The organism is Duganella sp. Root336D2 (assembly GCF_001425005.1).
In the GTDB taxonomy this organism is placed as follows: domain Bacteria; phylum Pseudomonadota; class Gammaproteobacteria; order Burkholderiales; family Burkholderiaceae_D; genus Rugamonas.
Window position 1 is genome coordinate 552,193 of sequence record NZ_LMDB01000012.1, and the last position, 25,961, is coordinate 578,153.

Annotated in this window: 27 protein-coding genes, 1 other RNA gene and 1 pseudogene; 14 read left to right on the top strand and 15 right to left on the bottom strand. The window is 62.4% G+C overall.

From position 1 onward, the window contains the following. Position 1 precedes the first annotated feature (1 nt). The 3 genes from ASD07_RS12610 to ASD07_RS12620 all read right to left on the bottom strand — a co-directional run bounded on the left by ASD07_RS12610 (position 2) and on the right by ASD07_RS12620 (position 3,013). A complete protein-coding gene (locus ASD07_RS12610) occupies positions 2 to 742 on the bottom strand; it encodes an N-acetyltransferase (protein WP_229207132.1) in 741 nt (246 codons plus the stop codon). Positions 743 to 941: 199 nt separating this feature from the next. After that, complete coding sequence (locus ASD07_RS12615) at positions 942 to 2,336, bottom strand: cell wall metabolism sensor histidine kinase WalK (RefSeq protein WP_055930257.1); 1,395 nt, start codon at positions 2,334 to 2,336, stop codon at positions 942 to 944. Then, positions 2,333 to 3,013, bottom strand: coding sequence for a response regulator transcription factor (locus ASD07_RS12620; RefSeq protein WP_055931816.1), 681 nt, complete (start codon positions 3,011 to 3,013; stop codon positions 2,333 to 2,335). Before ASD07_RS12620 ends, ASD07_RS12615 begins: the two co-directional genes overlap by 4 nt. Positions 3,014 to 3,147: 134 nt before the next feature. On the opposite strand from ASD07_RS12620, the gene ASD07_RS32070 reads away from it, so the two are divergent. The 8 genes from ASD07_RS32070 to ASD07_RS12655 all read left to right on the top strand — a co-directional run bounded on the left by ASD07_RS32070 (position 3,148) and on the right by ASD07_RS12655 (position 6,563). Further along, a complete protein-coding gene (locus tag ASD07_RS32070) occupies positions 3,148 to 3,273 on the top strand; it encodes a hypothetical protein (protein ID WP_255357000.1) in 126 nt (41 codons plus the stop codon). Between the two features lie 65 nt (positions 3,274 to 3,338). Continuing rightward, complete coding sequence (locus tag ASD07_RS12630; protein WP_055930263.1) at positions 3,339 to 3,560, top strand: hypothetical protein; 222 nt, start codon at positions 3,339 to 3,341, stop codon at positions 3,558 to 3,560. Beyond that, positions 3,557 to 3,859 carry a cell division protein ZapA gene (locus tag ASD07_RS12635; protein WP_055930266.1) on the top strand — a complete coding sequence of 101 codons (303 nt, stop codon included), beginning with the start codon at positions 3,557 to 3,559 and terminating at the stop codon, positions 3,857 to 3,859. The genes ASD07_RS12630 and ASD07_RS12635 overlap by 4 nt, the downstream gene beginning before the upstream one ends. Positions 3,860 to 3,916: 57 nt before the next feature. Further along, positions 3,917 to 4,097, top strand: a non-coding RNA gene (gene ssrS, locus ASD07_RS30130) — 6S RNA. Positions 4,098 to 4,162: 65 nt separating this feature from the next. Next, positions 4,163 to 4,627: an EVE domain-containing protein gene (locus tag ASD07_RS12640; protein ID WP_055930269.1), complete on the top strand. Its 465-nt coding sequence runs from the start codon at positions 4,163 to 4,165 to the stop codon at positions 4,625 to 4,627. Further along, the gene (locus tag ASD07_RS12645; RefSeq protein ID WP_055930272.1) at positions 4,627 to 5,430 is read left to right on the top strand and encodes a sulfite exporter TauE/SafE family protein; all 804 of its coding nucleotides are present in this window, start codon (positions 4,627 to 4,629) and stop codon (positions 5,428 to 5,430) included. Before ASD07_RS12640 ends, ASD07_RS12645 begins: the two co-directional genes overlap by 1 nt. A 30-nt stretch (positions 5,431 to 5,460) precedes the next feature. Next, entirely contained in the window at positions 5,461 to 6,027 is a 567-nt protein-coding gene (locus tag ASD07_RS12650; RefSeq protein ID WP_055930275.1) for a chromate transporter, read from the top strand. After that, positions 6,024 to 6,563, top strand: coding sequence for a chromate transporter (locus ASD07_RS12655; RefSeq protein ID WP_055930278.1), 540 nt, complete (start codon positions 6,024 to 6,026; stop codon positions 6,561 to 6,563). The genes ASD07_RS12650 and ASD07_RS12655 overlap by 4 nt, the downstream gene beginning before the upstream one ends. On the opposite strand, the gene lgt is transcribed toward ASD07_RS12655, so the two are convergent. Then, positions 6,528 to 7,349, bottom strand: a complete 822-nt coding sequence (gene lgt / locus ASD07_RS12660) for a prolipoprotein diacylglyceryl transferase (protein ID WP_055930281.1) — start codon at positions 7,347 to 7,349, stop codon at positions 6,528 to 6,530. The genes ASD07_RS12655 and lgt overlap by 36 nt on opposite strands. Continuing rightward, positions 7,350 to 8,258, bottom strand: a complete 909-nt coding sequence (locus ASD07_RS12665) for a LysR family transcriptional regulator (protein ID WP_055930285.1) — start codon at positions 8,256 to 8,258, stop codon at positions 7,350 to 7,352. Between the two features lie 90 nt (positions 8,259 to 8,348). Between ASD07_RS12665 and ilvD the strand changes: the two genes are divergently transcribed. Further along, positions 8,349 to 10,214, top strand: coding sequence for a dihydroxy-acid dehydratase (gene ilvD / locus ASD07_RS12670; protein WP_055930288.1), 1,866 nt, complete (start codon positions 8,349 to 8,351; stop codon positions 10,212 to 10,214). 264 nt (positions 10,215 to 10,478) lie between these two features. On the opposite strand, the gene ASD07_RS12675 is transcribed toward ilvD, so the two are convergent. Continuing rightward, entirely contained in the window at positions 10,479 to 10,712 is a 234-nt protein-coding gene (locus tag ASD07_RS12675; RefSeq protein ID WP_055930291.1) for a TIGR04438 family Trp-rich protein, read from the bottom strand. 110 nt (positions 10,713 to 10,822) lie between these two features. Here ASD07_RS12675 and ASD07_RS12680 point away from each other — a divergent pair, with 110 nt between their 5' ends. Beyond that, entirely contained in the window at positions 10,823 to 11,134 is a 312-nt protein-coding gene (locus ASD07_RS12680) for a c-type cytochrome (RefSeq protein ID WP_055931820.1), read from the top strand. A 42-nt stretch (positions 11,135 to 11,176) separates the two neighbouring features. On the opposite strand, the gene ASD07_RS12685 is transcribed toward ASD07_RS12680, so the two are convergent. From ASD07_RS12685 to folD, 7 genes are all read right to left on the bottom strand, one after another. Continuing rightward, positions 11,177 to 12,304 (bottom strand): branched-chain amino acid ABC transporter substrate-binding protein, encoded by a 1,128-nt coding sequence (locus ASD07_RS12685; RefSeq protein ID WP_055930294.1) that lies wholly within the window; start codon positions 12,302 to 12,304, stop codon positions 11,177 to 11,179. Positions 12,305 to 12,382: 78 nt separating this feature from the next. Beyond that, positions 12,383 to 13,525 (bottom strand): branched-chain amino acid ABC transporter substrate-binding protein, encoded by a 1,143-nt coding sequence (locus ASD07_RS12690; RefSeq protein ID WP_055930297.1) that lies wholly within the window; start codon positions 13,523 to 13,525, stop codon positions 12,383 to 12,385. Positions 13,526 to 13,596: 71 nt separating this feature from the next. Next, on the bottom strand, positions 13,597 to 13,941 hold the full coding sequence (locus tag ASD07_RS12695) for a hypothetical protein (RefSeq protein ID WP_055930300.1): 345 nt from the start codon (positions 13,939 to 13,941) through the stop codon (positions 13,597 to 13,599). A 3-nt stretch (positions 13,942 to 13,944) separates the two neighbouring features. Next, positions 13,945 to 14,367: a DNA polymerase III subunit chi gene (locus tag ASD07_RS12700; RefSeq protein WP_055930303.1), complete on the bottom strand. Its 423-nt coding sequence runs from the start codon at positions 14,365 to 14,367 to the stop codon at positions 13,945 to 13,947. 17 nt (positions 14,368 to 14,384) lie between these two features. After that, on the bottom strand, positions 14,385 to 15,014 hold the full coding sequence (locus ASD07_RS12705; protein WP_055930307.1) for a glutaredoxin family protein: 630 nt from the start codon (positions 15,012 to 15,014) through the stop codon (positions 14,385 to 14,387). 16 nt (positions 15,015 to 15,030) lie between these two features. After that, on the bottom strand, positions 15,031 to 17,103 hold the full coding sequence (locus tag ASD07_RS12710) for a M3 family metallopeptidase (protein WP_055930310.1): 2,073 nt from the start codon (positions 17,101 to 17,103) through the stop codon (positions 15,031 to 15,033). A 10-nt stretch (positions 17,104 to 17,113) separates the two neighbouring features. Next, positions 17,114 to 17,959: a bifunctional methylenetetrahydrofolate dehydrogenase/methenyltetrahydrofolate cyclohydrolase FolD gene (gene folD, locus ASD07_RS12715; protein ID WP_055930313.1), complete on the bottom strand. Its 846-nt coding sequence runs from the start codon at positions 17,957 to 17,959 to the stop codon at positions 17,114 to 17,116. 89 nt (positions 17,960 to 18,048) lie between these two features. Here folD and ASD07_RS12720 point away from each other — a divergent pair. Together ASD07_RS12720 and ASD07_RS12725 are read left to right on the top strand one after the other, a co-directional pair. Next, positions 18,049 to 18,802 (top strand): annotated as a pseudogene (locus ASD07_RS12720) (AAA family ATPase). Further along, the gene (locus tag ASD07_RS12725) at positions 18,799 to 19,536 is read left to right on the top strand and encodes an AAA family ATPase (protein WP_055930316.1); all 738 of its coding nucleotides are present in this window, start codon (positions 18,799 to 18,801) and stop codon (positions 19,534 to 19,536) included. Before ASD07_RS12720 ends, ASD07_RS12725 begins: the two are co-directional and overlap by 4 nt. Here ASD07_RS12725 and ASD07_RS12730 read toward each other — a convergent pair. Next, on the bottom strand, positions 19,502 to 20,326 hold the full coding sequence (locus ASD07_RS12730; protein WP_055930319.1) for a DUF2071 domain-containing protein: 825 nt from the start codon (positions 20,324 to 20,326) through the stop codon (positions 19,502 to 19,504). The two genes, ASD07_RS12725 and ASD07_RS12730, sit on opposite strands and share 35 nt — an antisense overlap. 19 nt (positions 20,327 to 20,345) lie before the next feature. On the opposite strand from ASD07_RS12730, the gene ASD07_RS30135 reads away from it, so the two are divergent. After that, positions 20,346 to 21,308 (top strand): hypothetical protein, encoded by a 963-nt coding sequence (locus ASD07_RS30135; protein ID WP_057246526.1) that lies wholly within the window; start codon positions 20,346 to 20,348, stop codon positions 21,306 to 21,308. Here ASD07_RS30135 and ASD07_RS12740 read toward each other — a convergent pair. After that, positions 21,214 to 23,040, bottom strand: a complete 1,827-nt coding sequence (locus ASD07_RS12740; RefSeq protein WP_055930325.1) for a bifunctional diguanylate cyclase/phosphodiesterase — start codon at positions 23,038 to 23,040, stop codon at positions 21,214 to 21,216. The genes ASD07_RS30135 and ASD07_RS12740 overlap by 95 nt on opposite strands. A 223-nt stretch (positions 23,041 to 23,263) precedes the next feature. Between ASD07_RS12740 and aceE the strand changes: the two genes are divergently transcribed. Further along, positions 23,264 to 25,960, top strand: coding sequence for a pyruvate dehydrogenase (acetyl-transferring), homodimeric type (gene aceE / locus ASD07_RS12745; RefSeq protein WP_055930327.1), 2,697 nt, complete (start codon positions 23,264 to 23,266; stop codon positions 25,958 to 25,960). Position 25,961 lies beyond the last annotated feature (1 nt).

Below are 25,961 nucleotides of genomic sequence, written 5' to 3' on the forward strand. Positions count from 1 at the left end.
CTTATTCCTGTTCCCGCAGCCGATGGATGATTCCCGCTTCTTCATGCTGCGAGAAGAACAGCGGATAGAAAGAACGTTCGTCGGAATCGGGCTGCCCGCCGAAGCGGCGGATCTGCTCCTTCATGTACGACAGTTCGATGTGCATCAGCACCCCGCGCACGTTGACGCGCGGATTGACCACCTCTTCGCCGAGCTGGCGGAAGCCAAGCATGCGCTGGTAGAACTGGCGATGGCGCGGCGTGACTTCGATGAACAGGACGTCGAAGCGGTGGATATCGTAGGCATACATGACGGCCAGGTGGATCAGTGCCGCCAGGTAGCTCTTCGATTTTGGCCCCATGTCGAAGGCCAGTTTGATGAATTCGCAGACGCGTTTGCCGCGCGCCCGGAAGGCGTCGATTTCGGCGCCGAACAGCTGGTCGGCCAGGATGCCGGACGGGCTGTCCAGCCCGAGGGTCAGCGTGCCGACTGCTTCGTCGCGGCTGTGCGCCATGAGCGTGACGCGGTTCGGGTCGTCGGTGAGTGCATGGGTGCCTTCCAGGCCACGCCAGGCGTACATCTTGTGAATCAGCATGCTCGCCTTGCTACGCCCTTCGGGCGTGTCGACTAATCTGATTCCGAAGGTGTTCTCCCCGGTGACGATGTCCTGCATCTCCGCCAGCAAGCGGTCATCGCGAAAAGGGTCGTCGGCGCGTGTGGCATCGAGCGCAGTGTCGACCCGTTCGACCTGCTTGTACTGCATAGTCCCTCCCAGCATAACTTGTCAGAATTTGTGGTCTTTTCGTAAATAAATAATGACAAGTTCAGCTTGCTATCGCAACGGCAGCTCATGCAAGCGTGCGCAGGGCAGGTGCGCGCCGGCGCCCGCTCTATGAACGAGGGGTGTTTAGCGTTTCCGGAGGGTTATATTTCTTGGGAGCTTGATATGCCTGAATTGCTAGTCAGTTGTCGCTTGCGTCTGCCGGCAGGGACAGGCTGAAGGTGAGCTGGGCCGGCGTGCAGTCGGACAGGCGCAGTTCGCCGCCATGGGCGCGGGCGATTTCGCGCGCCAGCGCCAGGCCCAGCCCCACGCCCGCCACGCGGCGGTCATAGGCATGGCCGGCGCGGTAGAAGCGGTCGAACAGCCGGTCGCGCTGTTCGAAGGCGATGCCGGCCGAAGCGTTGGCCACGTCGATTTGCCAGCCGGTGCCGGTGCGGCGGGCGGCGATGGCGATCCAGCCCTCCGGCACGCCGTACTTGACCGCGTTGCTGACCAGGTTTTGCAGCACCTGCCGCAGCAGGTCGGCATCGCCCCGCGCATCCATGCGCGCCGGCAGGTCGAGCCGCAACGGGCGCTCGGGCGCCATCATGTCCAGGTCGTCGGCCAGCTCGCGCAGGATCGGCACCAGGTCGAGCGCCTGCAGCGGGATCTGCAGCTGGCCGGCATCGGCGCGCGACAGCATCAGCAGCTTGCGCACGACGTTGTCGAGGCGGCGCACTTCATCCAGCATGTCGGCCAGCGACTGTTCCAGTTCCGGGTAGGCGCCGGCCCGCTCGAAGGCGCGTTCCAGTTCGCCCTGCAGGATCGAGACCGGCGTGCGCAGCTCGTGCGCGGCATCGCCGGAAAAGCGGGCCGACTGCAGGAAGCTGCGCTCCAGCCGGTCCAGCATGTCATTGAAGACGGTGACCAGGCGTTCGAATTCCTGCACCTCTTCATCGGCAGCCACGCGCTGCCGCAAATCGCTGGCGCGGATGCGCTCCATCACGCCGCTCAAGTGCTCGATCGGGCGCATGGCGCGGCCGGCCAGGTACCAGGCCACGCCGCCGACCGCCAGGCAAAGCAGGATCACGGCGCCGCCAAAGCGCCAGATGGTGGCCTTCAGCTGGGCCTCGGACAAGGTGGTGTTCACGCCGAGTTGCACCACGACGCTGCCGCGCCGCGTCTGGCCGATGCGCCACTGCGTACCGCCGCCGTAGTAGGTGCGCAGTTCGCTGTCGGCAGCCTCCGGCACCAGCAGGGAAGCCGGCCAGTTCGGACTCCGGTAAAGCTGGCCTGCCTGGTCGTCCACGGCGCGCAGGATGGCGAAATTCTCCGTGCTTTCGATTGGCGCAAAGGCACTGAAGCTGGCGTTCAGGTGGGCATCGATCGAGGGCCATACTGTCGGCGATCTGGTGCTGAAACCCGGCCCCGCCAGGTGCGCCACCATCATGCGGTCCAGGATGCTGGCCCGGCGTGCGACGACAGCCAGGGCGGAGGCGACGAACAGCGCCGCAATGACGCCGACGGCCAGGCCGGTCGTGATCAGCGCAATGCGGATGCGGAAGGAGCGGATGAACGGCCGGCGCGCAGGCTTCATGCGTCGCCGTCCGGCTTGCGCAGGCGGTAGCCGACGCCGCGCACCGCTTCGATGGCGACGTGCTCGGGCAGGGCCAGTTTCTTGCGCAGGCGCTGGATGCAGACGTCGACCATATTGGTTTGCGGGTCGAAGTCGTAGCCCCAAACATGCTCGAGGATCTGGGTGCGGGTGTAGACCCGGCCCGGCGCGCGCATCAGGTATTCCATCAAATTGAATTCGCGGCTGGTCAGTTCGACTTCGCGGCCGTCGAGTTCCGCCACGCGCGTCAGCCGGTCCAGCTTGAGCGGGCCGGCCGTCAGCACGTTCTGCCGTTCGCCGCTGACACGGCGCAGCAGCGCGTGGATGCGGGCGACCAGTTCTTCCATGTAGAACGGCTTGGCCAGGTAATCGTCGGCGCCCAGGTTCAGGCCCTGGAGCCGGTCGTCGAGTTCATTGCGCGCTGTGAGCAGGATCACCGGCGTGTCGCGGCCGTCGCGGCGCAGCGCTTTCAGGATCGCCAGGCCGTCCCGGCCCGGCACCATGATGTCGAGCAGGATGATGTCGTACTGGCGTGACAGCGCGTAGTCATAGCCCAGGTTCCCATCTTCGCAATGGTCCACCAGGATGCCTTGTTCGCGCAATCCGCTGCATACAAAGCTCGCGATCCGCTGTTCGTCTTCTACCAGTAGGGCTTTCATCCCCAGCATTGTCTGGAAATGCCAAAGCGCCGTCAATGCGGGCGGCGCCCGATTACAGATTTGTAATCAAAGCGCGGGCCGTCCTGTCATTTTCGCCTGGTGTAATGGCGGGGTTCAATCACGGGAGACGGAACATGAGCCTCGGCATCTGGTTCAGGGAACTAGGCCATGACCTGGCCGATATTTGCGGCGCGTTCAAGGATGTGTGGATCGACATCGCGGCGGCGGCGCGGAAGATCGCAGGGCACGCTTACAAATGAGCTACAATCGTAAGCATCTATAACACCAAGTTGACCGCACAATCGTGCGGCTCTATAGTTTCGGGATGATCGCAGACTTCCAAGAACTTTCCGACAAAATCGACCGCCTTGCGGAACTCGCGCAGTCTTTGCGCCGCGAGAACGCTCAGTTGCGCCAGGCCAATGCAGCCCTGGTGGCCGATAACCTTGAATACCAACGCCGCCTCGGGGAAGCGCACGCCCGCGTAATGGCGCTGCTGGATAAAATTCCCGCTGCCGAAGCAGATACTCCTGAGGATGCCCAATGATCCATGTCGACGTGACCATCATGGGCCAGCCCTACAAGCTGGCATGCAAGGCCGATGAAGAGCGCGCGCTGCGCGAAGCGGCCAACCTGCTCGACAAAAAGATGAATGCAATCCGCGACGCCGGCAAGATCAAGGGCAATGACCGCATCGCCGTGATGGCGGCGCTGGGCATGGCGGCTGAATTCCTGGCATCGAAGACTGCCAACGGCGGCCCGTCCATGCTGGAGGTGCAGGAGAAGCTGGGCGCCATGCACAAGGTGCTCGACAATGCGCTGACGCCGCAAGAGAATCTCTTCTAATCTCCAAAAATTGTCTTAAAGGCCTTTCCCGCAAAACGTTTGAGGAGTAAACTTCGTGTCACCCTGCGGTGTTCGAGATTTGCCATATATTCCTTGAACCATTTACATGCATCGGTTGCGGAAATTTGTTCGGCGGGCGTGAGCGTCACTTGTCTGATGAACCCGAAGTTGAACTAACTGCAACCACCTTGAACCGTAAGGTTCGGGATGCCGGCATAACGGCACAGGCGGGGCCTCATTCCATAAAAGCGGTTGCCTGCACCTGAGGGTGCGCAACCGTTTTTTTACGCCCAGAGGAGAGCCATGCAATATTGGTTGATGAAGTCTGAGCCCGACGAAGTCAGCATCGACGACGTCATGTCTGCCAAAAGCAGGACGATGCCGTGGTTCGGTGTGCGCAACTACCAGGCCCGCAACTTCATGCGCGATGCGATGAAGCCGGGCGACGGCGTCCTGTTCTACCATTCCTCCTGTCCCGAGCCTGGCATTGCCGGCATCGCGGAAGTGGCCAGCGGGCCTTATCCCGATGCCACCCAGTTCGATCCCAAGAGCCATTACTACGATGCGAAGGCGACGCAGGAGCAGCCGCGCTGGATTTCCGTCGATGTGAAAGGCGTGCGCAAGACGCGCCTGCTGTCGCTGGCCGAAATGCGCTCGCTGCCGCAGCTTGAGGACATGGTGGTGCTGCAAAAAGGCAGCCGCCTGTCGATCACGCCGGTCACGCCGGCCCAGTGGAAGCATGTGATGGCGCTGCTGAAGGGCGATTGATGGATTGGAGCCTGGTCGGCCTCCTGCTCCTGATGGGGGCCGGGGGCGGATACGCAGCTGGTTTGCTGGGAATTGGCGGCGGCATGGTGCTGGTTCCCTTCATTACCATGATCTTCACGGCCAAGGGCTTTCCACCCGCGCTGGTGGTGCACATGGCGATTGCGACCTCGCTGGCCACGATCATGTTTACCTCCATGTCTTCGGTACGGGCGCACCACCGGCACGGCGCGGTGCAGTGGCGCATTGTGGCGCTGCTGGCGCCGGGCATCGTGATCGGCTCGTGGATCGGGCCCTGGATCGGCAAGCAGATGAATACTTCCGCGTTGTCGCTGCTGTTTGCGCTGTTCGTGGCATTCTCCGCGGCGCAGATGCTGCGCAACAAAAAGCCTTCGGCCGGGCGTGAACTGCCTGGCACGGCGGGCATGTTCGCTGCCGGTGGCGCGATCGGCACCATGGCGGGGCTGGTCGGTGCCGGGGGCGGGTTTATCTCGGTGCCGTTCATGGCGTGGTGTAATGTGCGTATTCACCAGGCGGTGGCAACCAGCGCCGCGCTGGGCTTCCCGATCGCGCTGTCGGGCACCTTGTCGAATATTTACTACGGCTGGTCGGAGCCGGGCTTGCCGCAGCATTCGCTGGGCTTCGTCTACCTGCCGGCGCTGGCGGTGATCGTGGCTGCCAGCGTGATCATGGCGCCGCTTGGCGCGCGCATGGCACACAAGATGGACGTGGCGGCGCTCAAGCGGGTCTTTGCCGTGGTGCTGTTTGCACTGGCGGGCTATATGTTCTATCACGCATTCGCCTGAGGGAATGCGCGGCGCAGTAAGGGGGATGCGATGCAGGATGCACGGGTAGGATGCTGGGCGCTGTTCAAGGTTTTCTCGCACATGGCGATACAGGGATTCGGCGGCGTGCTGCCGTTTGCCTACCGCCACCTGGTCGAACGCACGCAGTGGCTGACGGCCGCCGAATTCGGCCAGCTCCTCAGCATCGCACAGCTCCTGCCAGGCCCCACCATCTGCAACCTGTCCGTCATGGTCGGCCAGCGCTATGCCGGCGTGGCGGGCGGCTTCTCGGCGCTGGCAGGGCTCCTGCTCGGCCCGTTTTTCATCGTCATCGCGCTGGGGGCTGCTTACCAGGGCCTGGCCCACCATCCAATCTTCGTCAACGCCATGCGCGGGATGGCTGCCGCTGCGTCGGGGCTGATCCTCGCTACCGCGCTGAAGCTGGCGCTCGGCATGTTGCGCGGCACTGCCTTGCGCGCGCGCCGGGCGGTCCAGGTCGCGCTGCTGGCGGCGGCCTTTGTCGGCCTTGGCGTGGCGAAGGTTGGGCTGATCACGGTCGTGGCCACGCTGGTGCCGATCGGCTTCCTGCTGTTTGCCTTTGTCTGGAGGAAGCCATGAACGACGACGTCAAACTGGGCGGCCTCGCCTGGCACCTGGCGCTGCTGTCGCTAACGGCAATCGGCGGCGGGGTGGTGCTGGTGGCGCCGGATGTGCACCATTACGTCTCGGTGCAGAACCATTGGCTGACGGACGAACAGTTCGCGGCCATGTACGCGCTGGCGCAAGCTGCGCCCGGCCCGAACCTGCTGTTCGTGACGCTGATCGGCTGGATGGTCAAGGGCTGGCTGGGCGCGGTCGTGGTGACGCTGGCGGCGATTGTGCCTTCGTCCTGCCTGGTGCTGGCGCTGGGGACGGTGATCAACCGCCATGGCGGCGGGGAAGGGCGCTGGGCCGGTGCGCTGCGCGATGCGCTGGCGCCGCTGGCGGCCGGCATGCTGGCCGGCGCCGCGTGGACCTTCCTGAGTGTGGCCGGCGCCGGGTGGCGCGGCATCGTGCTGGCGCTGGCCGCCGCAGCGGCGGCCTATGCGACCAAATTGAATCCCTTGTGGCTGATTGCCTCAGGCGCGCTGGCCGGCGCTATCGGGCTGGTTTGAGCGGTAGGCCCACACCAGCATGATGATGGCGCCGACGATCATCGGCAGCGACAGCATCTGGCCCGAGGTGACCGGCAGGCCGGCTACGGTGATTTCCCAGTCCGGGGTGCGGAACCACTCGGTGAAGAAACGCGCGCAGCCATACAGCAGCACATACAGGGCGCCGACCGCCAGGCGTGGGCGGGCCTTGCGGGCGAATGGCCACAGGATGCAGAACACCAGGATGCCGTCGACCAGCATCTGGTAGATGGCCGAAGGGTGGCGCGGCATCGGGCCCACATTCGGGTAGATCATCGCCCAGGGCAGGCTTGGATCGCTGACCACGCGGCCCGGCAGCTCGGCATTGATGAAGTTGCCCATGCGGCCGGCGGCATAACCGAGCGGTACCAGCGGCGCGATGAAGTCATACACGTCCAGCAGGTTGCGCTTGCGTTTGCGCGCCCACAGCGCCATGCCGATCAACACGCCGAGGAAGCCGCCGTGGAAGCTCATGCCGCCTTCCCACACTTTGAAGATGCGCAGTGGCGTCAGCAGCATTTCCGGCTGGTAGAAGAATACTTCGCCCAGGCGTCCGCCGACGATCACACCCAGCATGCCGTAGAACAGCATGTCGTCCAGGTCTTCCTTGGTCCAGCCTTGCGCGGCGATATGCGGCAGCTTGATGCGCAGGCGGCCAAGCCCGATGAACATGGCAAAAGCCAGGACGTACATCAGGCCATACCAGTGGATCGCCACAGGACCCAGGTGGATGGCGACCGGATCGGGCATTGGATGCATTAACGGCATTCAGATTCTCTTTCTCATTAATTCCAAAAAGCCGCGCAGCACGGGCGAGGCATTGTCGCGCCGCCAGGCCAGGCCGGTTTCCACCAGCGGCGTGCTCTGGACCAGGGGCAGGTACTCCACCCCGGGGCGGCGCAAATTCGACACGGATTGTGGCACAAGTGCGATACCCATGCCAGCCGATACCAGGCTGACGATGGTCTGCATCTGGATCGCTTCCTGCGCCACCTCGGCGGTGATGCCGGCATCGCGGAACACCGACAGGATGGCGTCGTACAGCCCGGGCGAGATATGGCGCGGAAAAATGATCAGCGGCAGGCCGGCCAGCTTGCGCAGATCGGCGGCGCCGGTGCGCTTGCCTGCATGCGCCACGGCCGGCAGTCCCGCAGGCGCGGCCAGCACCAGCGGCTCGCTCAGCACGGGCAGGTATTCCAGTTCCTGGCGGGCGCGGTCGGGCAGGGGAGGGATCAGCAGGCCGGCATCGACCCGGCCTTCCAGCAGGTCGTCGAGCTGCAGGTCGGACGTGGCCTCCTTCAGCGTGATTTCGACTTGCGGGTATTCAGCGCGATAGGCGCGCAGGGTAGGCGGCAGCACGCTGTAGTCGGCAGAGGACACGAAAGCCAGCGACAGCCGCCCGCTGGCGCCGGTGGCGGCGCGCTGCACCAGCGCCGCCAGCCCGGCCGATTGTTCGAGCAGGCGGCGCGCCTCCGGCAGCAGGGCTTCGCCGGCAGCCGTCAGCGCCACGCCGCGCCGGTTACGCTCGAACAGCGGTGCGCCCAGCATCTCTTCCAGCGCCATGATGGTTTGCGACAGCGGCGGCTGGGTCATATGCAGGCGGCGCGCAGCACGGCCGAAATGCAGCTCCTCGGCGACGGTGGCGAAGTAGCGCAGCTGGCGAAGTTCGATATTCATTCGCAAAGCATATCACAGCAGTGCATATCATATATTTGACAACTCGCCATGGGCGAGGCACCCTAGGACTCTTACTGAGGAGACCCCGCCATGCCGCAATACCGTTCCTACACCACCACCCAAGGCCGCAATATGGCAGGCGCCCGCGCCCTGTGGCGTGCCACCGGCATGAAGGACGGCGATTTCAATAAACCGATCATCGCCGTGGTCAACTCCTTCACCCAGTTCGTACCGGGCCACGTCCACCTGAAAGACCTGGGCCAGCTGGTCGCGCGCGAGATTGAAGCAGCCGGCGGCGTGGCCAAGGAATTCAACACCATCGCAGTCGACGACGGCATCGCCATGGGCCACGGCGGCATGCTGTACTCGCTGCCCTCGCGCGACCTGATCGCCGACTCGGTGGAATACATGGTCAACGCCCACTGCGCCGACGCCATGGTCTGCATTTCCAACTGCGACAAGATCACGCCCGGCATGCTGATGGCTGCCATGCGCCTGAATATCCCGGCAGTCTTCGTCTCCGGCGGCCCGATGGAAGCGGGCAAGGTGGTCAAGGCTGTCAACGGCGGCGAAAAGATCATCAAGCTGGACCTGGTCGACGCCATGATCAAGGCCGGCGACAGCAGCGTATCCGATGCCGACGTGGCGGAAATCGAGCGTTCGGCCTGTCCGACCTGCGGTTCCTGCTCCGGCATGTTCACTGCCAACTCGATGAATTGCCTGACCGAAGCGCTGGGCCTGTCCTTGCCTGGCAACGGCACCATCGTCGCCACCCACAGCGACCGCAAGGAACTGTTCCTGCGCGCCGGCCGCCTGATCGTGGAGCTGGCCAAGCGCCACTACGAACAGGATGATTACACCGTGCTGCCGCGCTCCATCGCCAGCAAGGAAGCGTTCGAGAACGCGATGGCACTGGACGTATCGATGGGCGGCTCCACCAACACCGTGCTGCACCTGCTGGCTGCTGCGCACGAAGCTGGCGTGTTGTTCACCATGGCCGACATCGACCGTATCTCGCGCAAGGTACCTTGCCTGTGCAAGGTGGCGCCAATGACCGACAAATTCCACATCGAAGACGTGCACCGCGCAGGCGGCATCATTTCCATCCTGGGCGAACTGGCGCGCGCCGGCCTGCTGGACACCACCCAGCACACCGTGCACAGCCCGACCATGGGCGACGCCATCGAAAAGTACGACATCAAGCGCAGCGACGACGCAGCGGTGCACCAGCTGTTCCGTGCAGCGCCGGGCGGCGTACCGACCCAGGTGGCGTTCTCGCAATCCGAACGCTACGCCTCCTCAGACCTGGACCGCAGCACCGGCTGCATCCGCGACCTGGAACACGCTTACTCGAAGGACGGCGGCCTGGCAGTCCTGTACGGGAACATCGCGGAAAAGGGCTGTATCGTGAAAACCGCCGGCGTCGATGAATCGATCCTGAAATTCAGCGGCAAGGCACGCGTATTCGAAAGCCAGGACGCAGCGGTGGAAGGCATCCTGGGCGATTCCGTGCACGAAGGGGACGTCGTCATCATTCGCTACGAAGGCCCGAAAGGCGGCCCGGGCATGCAGGAGATGCTGTACCCGACTTCGTACATCAAATCGAAAGGCCTGGGCAAGGCCTGCGCGCTGTTCACCGACGGCCGCTTTTCGGGCGGCTCGTCCGGCCTGGTGATCGGCCACGCCTCGCCGGAAGCGGCGGAAGGCGGCGCGATCGGCCTGGTGGAAGAGGGCGACATGATCGACATCGACATCCCATCGCGCACCATCAACCTGCGCGTAACGCCGGATACGCTGGCAGCGCGCCGTGCCGCAATGGAAGCGCGCGGCGCCGACGCCTGGAAACCGGAGAATCGGGAGCGCTACGTCTCGCAAGCCCTGCAAGCCTACGCCGCGCTGACCACCTCCGCCGACCGCGGCGCAGTACGCGACCTCAGCCAGCTCGCGCGTAAGTAATTAAAAGTCGGGGTCAGCTCCGGCAATCGGACAGAATGTCCGATTGCCGGAGCTGACCCCGACTTTCATCTGCTGTAGTTAAGGTGGTATTGGGCTGGGGTGAGGTTGGTCAGGTCCTTGAACATGCGGCGCATGCCTGAGTCGCTGCTGAAGCCCAGTTCGTGGCTGATCGTGGTAGCGAATCATCTTGAAGCCCTGAGCCGCTGCCCGGTTCAGCGGGCAGCGCTACAGGAGGGGGCGCACGGCGCCTGGATGGCCAGACGCTTACTTACGTTTCTTGAGGTCGTCGAAGGCCTTCTTGACGCGGTCTTTGCGGCGTTGCTCGTCGACGTTGTGGGCCTTGCGCTTGTCCAGTCCCAGCATCGGTTCGATGAACTCGAACCAGAGGAAGGCGGCGGCCATGGCGCCGATGATCCACCACCACGACAGGTCGGCGAACTTCCAGACTTCAAAGTACTTCAGTGCCACGAGGGCGATTATCAATAAAATAATGGGCATGGAAAACTCCTTAGTATTCCATCATAGCAATATCCAGCTAACGGTCAACCCATAATACGCAGCGTGCGTTGTGGAGTAGAATTGTGTCAGTTTTTTTCCCGGAGATGAAAATGAAACGTTCACTGTTGGTTGGTTTCCTGGTAACCGCGGCTTTCTCGTCGCAGGCTGCTTTCGCAAATGCTGACCTGGCCAAGGCCAAAAACTGCATGGCGTGCCACGCAGTGGCCACCAAGCTGGTTGGCCCGGCATACAAAGATGTCGCTGCCAAGTACGCCGGGCAGAAAGATGCTGAAGCCAAGCTGGTACAGAAAGTGATGAAGGGCGGTTCCGGCGTGTGGGGCGCAGTCCCAATGCCAGCCAACCCGCAGGTAAGCGAGGCGGAAGCCAAGACCCTGGTGAAATGGGTCCTGTCGCAGAAATGAATTGGGGTTGACGTAAAAAAGCCGGGCGAGCCCGGCTTTTTTTTATTTGATTACTTCGATGCGCGTCTTCTTGTCGGCCTTGTAGCCGAACAGCGTCATGGCGCCGTCCTTGATGTCGCCCTTGGCGTCGAAGGCGATAGTGCCGCTGATGCCGTCATGCTTGACCTTCTTCAGGAAGGGCAGGTACTTGGCCGGGTCGGTCGACTTGGCGTCGGCCATGGCGTGGGCGATGGCCATTGTTGCATCATAGGCGTACGGGGCGTAAATCTGCACGTCGTAGCCGTAGCGTTTTTTGAAGCGGACGGCGAATTCGTCCAGCTTTTTCTCCTGCTCCGCTGTCACGCCGCCGGCTTCCGCGCATACCACCACGTCGTCGGCGCCGCCCGACAGCTTCGGCAGTGCTTCGGTGCAGATGCCGTCGCCGCCCATCAGCTTGGCCTTGATGCCCAATGCCTTCATCTGGCGCAGCAGAGGGCCGCCCACCGAGTCCATGCCGCCGAAGAATACCAGGTCCGGGTTCTTGGAACGGATCGAGGTCAGGATGGCGTTGAAGTCGGTCGACTTATCGGTGGTGAACTGCTTGTCCACGATCTGCACGCCGGCGCCTTTCTTGGCTTCCTTCAGGAATTCGGCGGCCACGCCCTGGCCGTAGGCGGTGCGGTCATCGATCACTGCGATGCGCTTGGCGCCCAGTTTCTGGGTCGCGTATTTGCCCAGCGAGCTGCCCAGCTTGAAGTCGTTCGCCACCACGCGGAAGGTGGTGTTGAAGCCCTGGTTGGTATACACCGGGCTGGTGGACGAGGCGGAAATCTGCGGAATCCCTGCGTCGTAGTAGATCTTGGAGGCAGGGATGGTGGTGCCGGAATTCTGGTGGCCGATCACGCCCTGCACTTTGGCGTCGACCAGTTTCTGCGCAGCCGAAGTACCCTGCTTAGGGTCGCCGGCGTCGTCTTCGGACACCATCTCGAATTTGACCGCCTTGCCGTTAACCTTGAAACCTTTGGCGTTCAAGTCTTCCACCGCCAGGCGGACGCCGCTCTGGTTATCCTTGCCCAAATGGGCGGACTGGCCGGACAGCGGGCCAACGTAGCCGATCTTGACCAATTCCTGGGCGCTTGCGGCGCCAGCAAAGGCCAAAGCGATGGCGGCGATGATGGTTTTGGTTTGCATTGCACTTTCTCCTGAAACGAAAATGGGCCGCCATGCTGGCTGGCGGCCCACGGGCTCCCCCCCGATAATTCTCGTGTATTACTTGACTACTTCCATCCTGGTCTTGATGCCGCCCTTGTAAGTGAACAGGGTCAACGCGCCATCCTTGATGTCGCCGAACTGGTCGAATTCAACCAGGCCGGTCACGCCCTGGTGCTTGATCTTGGCCAGCACCGGCAGGTACTTGGCAGGCTCGGACGAATTGGCTTTTTCCATGGCGTCGGCCATGGTCATGATGGCGTCGTACACATACGGTGCGTACAACTGCACTTCCTGGCCGTACTTCTTCTTGTAGCGGGCACGGAAGTCATCCATGTTCTTCTGCATGTCGGCAGTCACGCCGCCCGCTTCGGCGCAGGTGACCACGCCGTCTGCGGCAGCGCCGGCGGACAGGCGGTACAGCGCATCGGTGCAGACGCCGTCGCCGCCCATGAATTTGGCGGTGATGCCCAGCGCCTTCATCTGGCGCAGCAGAGGGCCGCCCACCGAGTCCATCCCGCCGAAGAATACCAGGTCCGGATTCTTGGACTTGATGTTGGTCAGGATGGCGTTGAAGTCGGTCGCATTGGCGTTGGTGAACTCCTTGCCGACCACTTGCACGCCCGGCAGGGCTTTCTTGGCGCCTTTGACGAATTCGTCGGCCACGCCCTGGCCGTAAGCGGTGCGGTCGTCGATCACGGCGATCTTCTTGACGCCCAGCTTCTGCACGGCGTAGGCGCCGAGGGTGCCGCCCAGCTTATTGTCGTTGGCGACCACGCGGAAGGCGGTGTTGAATTTCTGCTTGGTGTACACCGGCGACGTAGCGGCCGGGGAAATCTGCGGAATGCCGGCGTCGAAGTAGATCTTGGAGGCCGGGATGGTGGTGCCGGAATTCAGGTGGCCGATCACGCCCAGTACCTTGGCGTCCACCAGTTTCTGCGCGGCGGTGGTGCCCTGTTTCGGGTCGCCGGCATCGTCCTCGAACTGGACGACGAACTTGACCGCCTTGCCGCCGATCTTGACGCCCTTGGCGCCAAGGTCTTCGACGGCCATGCGGGCGCCGTTTTCCATGTCCTTGCCCAGGTGGGAGTTGGGACCCGATACAGGGGCGACGTGGCCAATCTTGATGGTGTCCTGGGCGTAGGCGCTGCCGGCAAAGGCCAGTGCGAGGGCAACAGGGGTGAACTTGATCTTGAACTGCATCGGGGGCTCCAGTCAAAAAGTCATATTTGCCAGAGAAAATACAACAAAAACCCCGAATGGCAAAGAGGGAATTAATCGCGGCGGCTGGAACCGGCCTGCAGCTGGGTGATTTCCTGTTGCACAGCGCGGGTAACGATCTTGCCGATGGTGTCGTGCAGGCCTGCGCGGATTTCCGCCGTCAGGGCGTGCAGCGCGTGCTCAAGGACTTCGGCCAAGCTGTTCTTGATGCGTTGTTCGAGTACGAAATCGACTCGGTTCGACAGTTGCTGCAGCACCTGTTCGGCGACGCGGCGTTCCAGCGCCTGCCATTCCAAGGCGTTTTCCTCGGTGAACGGTGTTTGTGCGACCGCTGCCGGCACCTCGTCCTTCATGATTTCGGTCAGGACCGGGATGCTGGCGTCGAAAGGCTGGTTCATTGACTACTTGCCTACAGTGAGGTGTTTGAGCGGGAAATCCTGGCGCTTGTAGGCAGCATAGCGCAGGCGGCCAGCCGCGGCATCTTCCTCGTCGGAAGAGATGACTTCGATCAAACGAGGAAAAGCCTCGAACTGGGCCGGTGCGCGGCGCGCCAGGTTCACCAGCAGGCCCGCTTGCGGCAGTTCGGCGGTGCCGCTGTCGGCCAGCACGATGGCGGAATCAGGCGCCAGCGGATCGTCGGCGTGGGCGTGGGGCAGGAAGTCGGTGGCGGAGAAGGTCCACAGGGCCTTGTCCAGCTCCGCCAGTTGCGCCGCATCTTCAGTCATGACGACGATGCGGGGCGTGCTGGCGTAGGCTTTACGCAGCAGGCGGCAGGCATATGCAACCTTGTCCGGCACGCCGCTGTGGAAATCAATCTGCGTCATTATTTCTTTGAAGCGTCTTAGAAGCGGAAGTTTGGCGATGCGTTTTTCTGCTCGTCGCGTTGGCGCGCCTTCTCCGCCGCGGCTGCAGCGCGCTCGGCATCCGCCTTGGCGGCGGCTGCTTCTTCGGCGCTCGGACCGCGCGGCGGTGCGGCCGGTGCCGGCGGCGGGTTCGAATAGCCCTGTGGCAGCATCTTCTCGGTAGGGTAGCCGGCCTGGGTCAGGGCGCTATCCCATGCACTCTGTTCGAAACCGATCTGGCGCGTACGCCCCACCAGCAGCAGCGGCACCTGGCCGTCGCTGCCGGCCTTTTTCAGGGCGTCAAAGTCATCGGTGGAGGAAACGGTCTTTTCGCGGTATGGAATACCGCGGTTGGCCAGCATGGTGCGGGCCATGTTGCAGCCGGCGCCGCAGTTGGCCGTGGTGTACAGCACCACCGGACGGGAGCGCACAGCTTCCGCCAGTTCCGATGGCAAGGCAACACCGCCGGCGCCGGCGGTGTTGTAATTCTTCACCTCAGCCTTCTGGGCAGTGGCGGGCGGCGGCGTCGCAGTAAAGTGGGTGACGCCTTTTTCGTCCTTCCACTTGTACATCTGGGCGTGCGCCGCGCTGGCAGTCAGCAGCAGCAAAAGCAGGGCAGCGCGTTTCATTGAATCTCTATCTCCTTTATGCCGCCATGCCGCTGTGGCGCAGCAGGGCGTCGATGGTCGGCTCACGGCCGCGGAATGCGGTAAACGACTCCAGGGCCGGGCGCGAACCGCCGACGGCCAGGATCTCTCGCTGGAAGCGCTTACCAGTATCGGTGGACAGTTTGCCGCCGTCCAGCGCCGCTGCTTCCTCGAAGGCAGCGTAGGCGTCGGCAGACAGTACTTCCGCCCACTTGTAGCTATAGTATCCCGCCGCGTAGCCTCCGGCAAAGATATGGCCGAAGGAATGTTGGAAACGGTTGAAACTTGGCGGGATGATAACGGCGAACTTGCGGCGTACTTCGTCGATCAGGTCCTGCACCGATTTGGCGCCGGATGGCTGGAAGTCGTAGTGCAGTAGCATGTCGAGCAGGGCGAATTCAACCTGGCGCAGGGTCTGCAGGCCGGACTGGAAGTTTTTCGCCGCCAGCATGCGGTCATACAGGGCGCGCGGCAGCGGCAGGCCGCTCTTCACGTGGGCGCTCATATGGCTCAGCACATCCCACTCCCAGCAGAAGTTTTCCATGAACTGGGACGGCAGCTCGACCGCATCCCATTCGACGCCGGAAATGCCCGAGACCGCCAGTTCCTCGACCTGGGTCAGCATGTGGTGCAGGCCGTGACCGAATTCGTGGAACAGGGTGATCACTTCATCGTGGGTGAACAGCGACGGCTGCGGCACGCCGTCCACTTCCAGCGGTTCGGTGAAATTGCAGGTCAGGTAGGCGACCGGGGTTTGCAGCTCGCCGTTTTTCAGGCGGCGGCCGCGCGCGTCATCCATCCAGGCGCCGCCGCTCTTGCCTTCGCGGGCGTACAGGTCAAGGTAGAACTGGCCCACCAGCACGCTGTCGCGCTCGATGCTGTAGAAGCGCACGTCCTTGTGCCAGACCGGCGCGCTGTCGGGCCTGATGCTCACGCCAAACAGGGTTTGCACCAGCTTGAACAGGCCGTCGATCACCTTATGCTCTGGGAAGTACTGCTTCACTTCCTGCGCCGAGAAAGAGTACATGTGCTGCTGCAGTTTTTCGGAAGCGTATGGCAGGTCCCACGATTGCAGGTCATTGATGCCCAGTTCCTTGGCGGCGTAGTCCTGCAGTTCGGCCAGGTCTTTCTCGGCGAACGGGCGGGCGCGCCTGGCCAGGTCTTCCAGGAATTCGATTACCTGTTCCGGCGACTTGGCCATTTTCGGCACCAGCGAGACTTCGGCGAAGTTTTTGTAGCCCAGCAGGCCGGCTTCTTCCGCGCGCAGTTTCAGCAGGGTGGCGATATTGCCGGTGTTGTCCCAGTCTTCGCGCTTGCTGAACGCGTCGGCCAGGTCCGAAGCCTTGGTAGCGTTGGCGCGGTAGACCTTTTCGCGCAGGGCGCGGTTGTCGCAGAACTGCAGGATCGGGTAGTAGGAAGGGAAGTGCAGGGTGAATTGCCAGCCCTGCTTGCCGTCTTTCTCGGCCAGCGCCTTGGCTGCGGCCTTGGAATCGTCGGGCAGGCCGCGCAGCTCGGCTTCGTCTTCGACCAGCAGTTTCCAGTCGTTGGTGGCGTCCAGCACGTTTTCGCTGAAGCGGGTGCTGGTCGCTGCGTGTTCTTCCTGGATCGCGGCGAAGCGCTCCTTCTTATCGGCCGCAAGCTCGGCGCCGCCCATGCGGAAGTCGCGGATCGCGTTGTCGATGATGCGCTGGCGCGCCGGCGACAGGGCGGCGAATTCCGCGCTGGCGCGCAGGGCCTTGTATTTGGCGAACAGCGCCTCGTTCTGGGCCAGGGCAGTCCAAAACTCGGTCACTTTCGGCAGGTTTTCGTTGTAGGTGGCACGCAGCTCGGGCGTGTCCACCACGTTGTTCAGGTGACTGACGATGCCCCAGGCACGGCCCAGCAGCTCGGTGGAATTCTCCAGCGGGGTGACGAAGTTATCCCACGTCACATTGTCGCTTGGCGCTTCCAGCTCCACCACGGCGGCGCGGTTCTTCTCCAGCAGGTGCTCGATTGCGGGGGTGACGTGTTCGGGCCTGATCGCATCGAAACGCGGCAAGCCGCTAAAGTCCAGCAGGGGATTGTCAGTCATTTGGTTTCCTTTAAACGCGTTCTGCCGATTCAATGGTGTTCATCAGCAGCATGGTAATCGTCATCGGACCTACGCCACCTGGCACCGGCGTGATATGCGAAGCGACTTCCTTGATGCCTGCAAAGTCCACATCGCCGCACAGCTTGCCGTTCTCGTCGCGGTTGATGCCCACGTCGATCACGATGGCGCCCGGCTTCACCATATCAGCAGTCAGGGTATTGCGGCGGCCAGTTGCTGCCACCACGATGTCTGCCTGGCGGGTGTGGTAGCCCAGGTCCGAGGTTCCGCTATGGCAGATGGTGACGGTTGCATTGGCTTGCAAGAGCAGCAGGCCCATTGGCTTGCCGACGGTGTTGGAGCGGCCGATCACGACGGCGTGCTTGCCCTTCAGGCTGACGCCGGTCGATTCGATCAGCTTCATGCAGCCGTACGGCGTGCATGGCAGGAAGCCTTCCAGGCCGGTCATCAGTTCACCGGCGCTCAGCACCGAGTAGCCGTCCACGTCCTTGGTGGTGGCGATGGCTTCGATCACTTTGTGCGGGTCGATGTGCTTTGGCAGCGGCATCTGCACCAGGATGCCGTGGATGGCCGGGTCGGCGTTCAGGGTGGCGATGCGCTCGAGCAGCGCTTGCTCGGTCATGTCTGCGGCGTACTGTTCTTTCACCGAGCGGATGCCGGCGTCCTCGCAAGCCTTGACCTTGTTGCGCACGTAGACGTGGCTGGCCGGGTCGTCGCCGACCAGGATCACGGCCAGGCCTGGCTGCTTGCCTTTGGCGGTCAGGGCGGCGGCGCGGGACGCGATTTCGGCGCGCAGTTTTTGGGAGAGCGCTACTCCGTCGATCAGTTGTGCGGACATGATTGCTTGGATTGGTGGAATGGAAAGTCGCCATTATAAATGGTGGCGGCCTTGTGCTGCACTGCACATGATTGTAAGCTTGCCAACAAATGATCTCTTACCAGTACCTGATTGATGCCCAGCTGCGTCCCGACAAGACGCCTGATTTCTCGGCCTACCCCTTCTTCCTGCCCGCCGTGCGCCACCTCGGCCGGCTCGAATTCGACCCGGCCGTGACCTTTATCGTCGGCGAAAACGGCTCGGGCAAGTCGACTTTGCTGGAGGGACTGGCGGTCGCTGGGCTTTAACGCGGAAGGCGGGAGCAAGAATTTTAGTTTTGACACCCGTGCCTCGCATTCCCGCCTCCATGAGTACTTACGTGTCGCACGGGGCGTGCGCAAGCCGCGCGACGGGTATTTCTTGCGCGCGGAAAGTTATTTCAATGTTGCGACGGAGATTGAAAGGCTTGACGAAGGACCTGGAGGCCCGCCAATCATCGATTCCTATGGCGGCGTTTCGCTGCACGAGCAGTCGCATGGCGAGTCCTTTCTCGCCCTGCTGGACAAGCGATTTGGCGGTAAGGGCCTGTACATCCTCGACGAACCGGAAGCGGCGCTGTCGCCGCAGCGCCAGTTGCGCGCCCTGAAACGCATCCACGAGTTGGTGCAGGGCGGCTCGCAATTCGTGATTGCGACCCATTCGCCGATCCTGATGGCCTATCCGGAAAGCTCCATCTTCGTTTGCACGCCCGACGGCCTGCGCCAACGCGCCTACGAGGACACCGAACACTATGAGGTCATGCATGAATTCATGGCTAATCCGCGTGGCCTGCTGAAGCAGGTGTTGGCGGCTCCGAAATCATGATCTCGTACCAGTTCCTGATCGACGCACAGCTTCATCCCGACAAGAAGCCCGATTTCTCGGCCTATCCTTTCTGCCTGCCCGCCGTGCGCCACCTCGGCCGCCTTGAATTCGACCCGGCGGTGACCTTCATCGTCGGTGAAAATGGCTCGGGAAAATCGACGTTGTTGGAGGCGCTGGCTGTAGCGCTTGGCTATAACGCAGAAGGTGGCGGCAAGAATTTTGGTTTCGCGACCCGCGCATCGCACTCCTGCCTGCACGAATACCTGCGGATTGCACGCGGTGTGCGTATGCCCAAGGACGGCTATTTCCTGCGTGCGGAGAGCTTTTTCAATCTTGCGACCACGATTGAGGATCTTGACGTTGGTGGCGCGTATAGCGATCGCTCGTTGCACGAGCAATCGCATGGTGAATCTTTCATGGCCCTGCTCCAGAACCGATTTCGCGGCAAAGGACTGTACATCCTTGACGAACCGGAGGCCGCATTGTCGCCACGCCGGCAACTGGCCGCACTGGCACGTATCCACGAGCTGGTGCAGGAAGGCGCCCAATTCGTGATTGCGACCCATTCGCCGATCCTGATGTCCTACCCTGAAGCCAGCATTTTCGTCTGTTCGCCCGAAGGCATCCGGCAGCGCGCCTATGAAGACACCGAGCACTATGAGGTCATGCACGATTTCATGGCCAACCCGCGCGGTGCGATCAGGAAGCTGCTAGAGACTCCGAAAGAACCCTGAACCTAACACGTGGTACGGCGAAGCAGAAAGGCGTGCCGGCGTTGGCGCCTGCCATCGGGCAGGCCACGGACGTCTCGTCCAGCGGCAGTACTTCATCGAGCGCAATCGGCAGGCTGATTTCGGATTCCGCCATGCGGCCCAATCCTGGAACCTCGATCATGGCCGTATGCTGGCAAGCCAGGAATCTGACCGCCTCTTCCCAATTGCCGAAGGCGCAGGCCAGGTCATGCGGCAGCTCGCGCCCGCCGGACACGCGGGTACGCGCCTTCAGCAGAGGCGCGCTGCCGGCGCCAGGGTCGATGACGGTGGTGTATTCCTCGCCATCGCGCTCATGCACGAAGCGTTTGGGCAAGTGGGTCGGCAGGATATCGCTGAAGATGCGTGTGCCAAGCGCATGCACCGTGCTATCCATGATATTGCGCACGAAATACACCTTACCCGGCTCCTCGAGGTAGAAGCGCCAATTGCTTTGCAAGGGCGATGGCAGCAGGCGGCGCGCAGGCCCCGCCAGCGCCGGGCCGAAATGGCCGTGGCGATAGGTCAGGATGCTGAACGGCGTCAGGCCATTGTGCTGCCACAAGCGCAGGCCGGCAGGCACCATCGCCTGGGCGGTCGCCGCGTCCATCATCCAGGTCAGGTAGACCACATCGCGCACGTTGCTTTCCAGCGTCAGGAATGGCAGGCGCGAAAACACGGCGCGGCGAACGCCGGCCAGGCGGCGGGAATTTGCAAGACGGGCGAGAAGGCGGCCGGGCAGGCCGGGTGTCGGGTGAATGTAAGCGTTGGTCATATCGCGCTATCATAGGCGAATGAATATAACGGAGACAACCATCCGCCTGGCCGCGCTGCTGTTCGCATGCGCCGCGCTCGATGCCCGGGCGGTGGATGCCGTGATCTTCGACCGCGCCGCATCTGCCGCCGACCTGCGGCGCGAATATTCAAAGGCCCTGCTGCAGCAGGTGATGGAGCGCACCGTGCCCGAATTCGGGCCGTATACCATCGACTATGCCGACATCCACATGGAGCGCCCACGCCTGCTGGCGGCGCTCAAGGACGGGAAGCTGATCAACGTGACGGCCTATCCAGCGGACGCCCAATGGCTCAAGTCCCTGCGTGCGGTACCGGTGCCGACCGATATGGGCCTGCAAAACTGGCGAATCTCCCTGATCGACAGCAAGAACCAGGACCGCATGCACAAACTTGTACTGCCTGAAGGCCTCAGGGAAATGACCGCCGGTGTTGGCGCCGTTTGGGTCACGCGTGCGTCGCTGCAGGACAACGGCTTCCGCTACGTCACGGGCAGCAATTACATCGGGCTGTTCGATATGCTGATCGCCGGGCGTTTCGACTATTTCCCGCGCGGCGTGAATGAGATTTTCCAGGAGTACGACCAGCGCAAGCAAGCCTTCCCGCAACTGGCGGTTGAAGACAGCATTCTCCTGCACGACAATATTCCGTCATTGTTTTTTGTCTCGCCCGGGAATCCGCGGCTATATAAGCGCATCCGCGCCGGCATGGAAGCGCTGCTGAAGGACGGCACGCTGGAGCGCCTGGTACTTGAACACCACCGCAGCTACCTTCAGCGCGCCAGGCTATGCAATCGCCGCCGCATCGACCTGCCGAACAAGGACATCGATCCGGCGGTGCTGGCCAGGAAAGAGCTGTGGTTTGATCCGTTCAACCCGCGCCACGGCTTTTGTCCGAAGGCAGCGGCAGGGTGGGCCGACGCAGCAGGATCTCGCGGGCGGCAGGCTCCGGCAAAGGGCGGCTGAAGAAGTAGCCCTGGATTTCGTCGCAGCCCTCTGCGAGCAGCAAACGTACCTGGTCCTCGGTCTCGACGCCTTCCGCAATCGCTTTCAGCCCGAGACTGTGCGCCAGGCTGATAACAGCGGTGACGATGGCATGATCTTCGGTATTGCTCGCCAGCCCGGAAGTAAAGCTTTTGTCGATTTTCAGCCGGTCGATCGGGAAGCGTTTCAGGTAACTGAGGTTGGAATACCCGGTGCCGAAGTCGTCGATCGCCAGATTGATGCCGATGGCGCGCAGGCGCTGCATCAGCGCGATGGAACCCATCGGGTCGCCCATCGACAGGCTTTCGGTCAGCTCCAGTTCCAGCAAGCCCGGGTCGATTGCGTACCTGCCCAGCGCATCTTCCACCGTAGTGTCGAAGTCCTGCCGCGCGAATTGCGAGGCCGCGATATTGACCGCCACCGGCACCACGGGCACGCCGGCATCGAGCCATTCGCGCAACGTGGCGCAAGTCTTTTCCAGCACCCATTTTCCGATATCGACAATCAGGTTGCTTTCCTCCGCCAGCGGGATGAATTCCATCGGCGGCACCAGGCCCAGCTCCGGCGACTGCCAGCGCAGCAAGGCTTCCAGGCCAGTCAGGCCGCCGCTGCGCAAATCCATCTGCGGCTGGAAGTGCAGTACGAACTCGTCGCGCTGCAAGGCGCGCAGCAGGCCTTGTTCGAGCGTCACCCGCGCATCGAGCCTGTGCTGCATGTCCGGTGTGAAAAGTTGCACATTGCTGCAACGCTGGCCTTTGCAGTGGTACATGGCGATATCCGCATGGCGCAGCATTTCTTCCGCATGCAGGCCGTCGTCAGGATAGATACTCAGGCCGATGCTGCCGCTGATGACGTGCTGCTGGCCGGACAGCATGACCGGCTCCGCCAACTTGTCGCTGATGCGCTGCGCCAGCACGGCCGGCGTCGGATGGCCTTGCGAGCTGTCCAGCAACAGGACGAACTCGTCGCCGCCGAGGCGGGCCACGGTATCGCTGTCGCGTACGCAGGAGCGCAGCACCGAAGCGACGATGCGCAGCAATTCATCGCCAACCGCATGGCCGCGGGTGTCGTTGATCTGTTTGAATTTGTCCAGGTCGACAAAGGCCACCGCCAGCGAGGTGCCGGCGCAGCGCGCCTTCTCGATTTCTTCGCCCAGGCGCTCCAGGAAGTAGGCGCGGTTGGCCAGGCCGGTCAGCTCATCGTGCGTAGCGCGGTGGCGAATTGCCACCTGCTGCAGGCGCTCGGTGACATCGTGCGCCGCATGCATCACCGAATCGCGATTATTGAAGCGGATCGAACATCCAAAGAATTCCACGTCCACCGGCGTGCCGTCCAGCCGCAGCAGGCGCAGTTCGCTGCGCGGGCGCTGGTGCACCTTATCGAGTTCCATCGGGGTCCAGGCTTCGACGGCCGCATGGAACTGCTCCGGTACCCGGTCGATGGCCAGGGTGCCAAGCAATTGCTCGGGACAGCTGGCGCCGAACAGGCGCAAGGCGGCCAGGTTCAGGAAGCTGATGCGGCCCTCGCTGTGAATCCAGATTGCGTCGGGTGCCAGTTCCACCAGGTTGCGGTAGCGCAGTTCGCTTTCCTGCAGGAACTGGTTTTTCTCGTAGAGCTCACGGCTTTTTTGCTCCAGCAATGACTCCGCCTCCTTGCGCGCAGTGCGTTCGCGCTGCAGGGTTCGGGCCGAAACGAGGTCAGGCGTGCTCTCCATGTTCCTGAGTATACGTAGGAGATTTCCCACCGACAATTAACCATTACAACCATTTGTAGATCCGCAACGCATTTCGCAATATGAAATCAACTTCCGCAATTTGAAAAACAAAGGATTCGCTGATAGAATCCTTCACACTTAGCCAAAGTCTTAGTAAATAATCACCTGCACCGTCCGGAGACATAAAGGGTGGGGCGCCTTCAATCGATAGGAGACTAGTTACATGTCAGCTCAACTTGACCAGGTCACGGCACAAACGGCCAACGATCCTGATGCACAGGAAACCAAAGAATGGCTGGAGGCGTTGGAAGCCGTCCTGGAAAACGAAGGCCCTGAGCGTGCCCACTACCTGATGGAGCGACTGGTCGACCTGGCGCGCCGCCGCGGCGCCGATATCCCGTTCTCCGCCAACACCGCCTACGTCAACACCATCCCCGCCCATAAAGAAGCCCACTGCCCAGGCAACCTGGAATACGAAGAGCGCCTGCGCTCGTGGATGCGCTGGAACGCGATGGCAATGGTGGTCAAGGCCAACCGCGCCGACGGCGACCTGGGTGGCCACCTGTCCTCGTTCGCCTCGCTGGCGAACATGCTGGGCATCGGCTTTAACCACTTCTGGAAAGCCGAGAGCGAGACCCACGGCGGCGACCTGCTGTACATCCAGGGCCACTCCTCCCCAGGCGTCTACGCGCGCGCCTTCCTGGAAGGTCGCCTGAGCGAAGAACAGCTGCTGAACTTCCGCAAGGAAGTGGACGGCAAAGGCCTGTCTTCCTATCCGCACCCGAAACTGATGCCGGAATTCTGGCAGTTCCCGACCGTGTCGATGGGACTGGGCCCGCTGATGGCGATCTACCAGGCACGCTTCCTGAAGTACTTGCACGCACGCGGCATCGCCAACACCGAAGGCCGTAAAGTCTGGGCCTTCTGCGGCGACGGCGAGATGGACGAACCGGAATCGATGGGCGCGATCGGCATGGCTGCCCGCGAACAGCTGGACAACCTGAACATCGTAGTCAACTGTAACCTGCAGCGCCTGGACGGTCCGGTGCGCGGCAACGGCAAGATCATCCAGGAGCTGGAAGCGGACTTCCGCGGCGCCGGCTGGAACGTCATCAAAGTCATCTGGGGCCCGGGCTGGGACAACCTGCTGGCACAGGACAAGGACGGCATCCTGCAGAAGGTGATGATGGAAACCGTCGACGGCGAATACCAGAACTACAAGGCCAAGGACGGCGCCTACGTGCGCAAGCACTTCTTCGGCAAGCATCCGAAGCTGCTGGAAATGGTCGCCAACATGTCCGACGACGACATCTGGCGCCTGACCCGCGGCGGCCACGATCCGCACAAGATCTACGCCGCATTCAAGCAGGCCAACGAATCCGTCGGCAAGCCAACCGTGCTGCTGGTGAAGACCGTCAAGGGCTTCGGCATGGGCAAGTCCGGCGAAGCGCGCAACACCGCGCACCAGACCAAGAAGCTGGACGACGAAGCGATCCGCGAAATGCGCGACCGCTTCAACATCCCGATCCCGGACGACAAGCTGAAAGACATCCCGTTCTTCAAGCCGTCCGACGACGCGCCTGAAATGAAGTACCTGCACGAGCGCCGCAAAGCGCTGGGCGGCTACCTGCCGTCGCGCCGCACCAAGGCCGACGAGCAACTGGTAGTACCGGGCCTGGACGCCTTCAAGGCCGTGACCGACCCGACTCCGGAAGGCCGCGAGATCTCCACCACCCAGGCTTATGTGCGTATCATCACCGCACTGCTGCGCGACCAGTCCCTGGGCCAGCGTGTGGTGCCTATCCTGGTTGACGAGTCCCGTACCTTCGGTATGGAAGGCCTGTTCCGCCAGATCGGTATCTTCAACCAGCAAGGCCAGTTGTACGAGCCGGTCGACAAAGACCAGGTGATGTACTACCGCGAAGACAAGGCCGGCCAGATCCTGCAGGAAGGTATCAACGAAGCGGGCGGCATGAGCTCGTGGATCGCCGCCGCGACTTCGTACTCGACCAACAACCGCGTGATGATCCCGTTCTTCACCTACTACTCGATGTTCGGCCTGCAGCGCGTTGGCGACCTGGCATGGGCGGCAGGCGATATGCGCGCACGCGGCTTCCTGATGGCAGGTACCGCCGGCCGCACCACGCTGAACGGCGAAGGCCTGCAGCACGAAGATGGCCACAGCCACATCGTTGCCGCGACCATCCCGAACTGCGTGCCGTACGACCCTACTTTTGGCCATGAACTGGCTGTGATCATCCAGGACGGCCTGCGCCGCATGGTCGGTGAGCAGGAAGACGTGTTCTACTACATCACCATCATGAACGAGAACTATGCCCACCCAGGCTTGAAGCCAGGCCAGGAAGAGGGCATCCTGAAGGGCATGTACCTGCTGCAAGAAGGCGATAAAGCCGCCAAGCAGCGCGTGCAGCTGGTCGGCTCCGGCACCATCCTGCGCGAATCCATCTTCGCCGCGGAACTGCTGAAGAACGACTGGAACATCGCCGCCGACGTGTGGTCCGCTCCTTCGCTGACCCTGGTGGCGCGCGATGGCCAGGATTGCGACCGCTGGAACATGGTCAACCCGACCAAGGAGCAGCGCGTGCCTTACGTGACCGGCCTGCTGAAGGACAGCACCGGCCCGATCGTTGCCACCACTGACTACATGCGTGCATTTGCCGACCAGATCCGTCCATACATCCCTGCCGGCCGCACCTACAAGGTGCTGGGCACCGATGGCTTTGGCCGTTCGGACAGCCGCGCCAAGCTGCGCGAGTTCTTCGAGGTGAACCGTTACTACATCACCGTCGCTTCCCTGCGCGCCCTGGCGGACGAAGGCAAGATCGCGATGTCGGTGGTGGAAGACGCCATCAAGAAGTACGGCATCAACCCGAACAAGCCAAATCCGGTGACCCAATAAA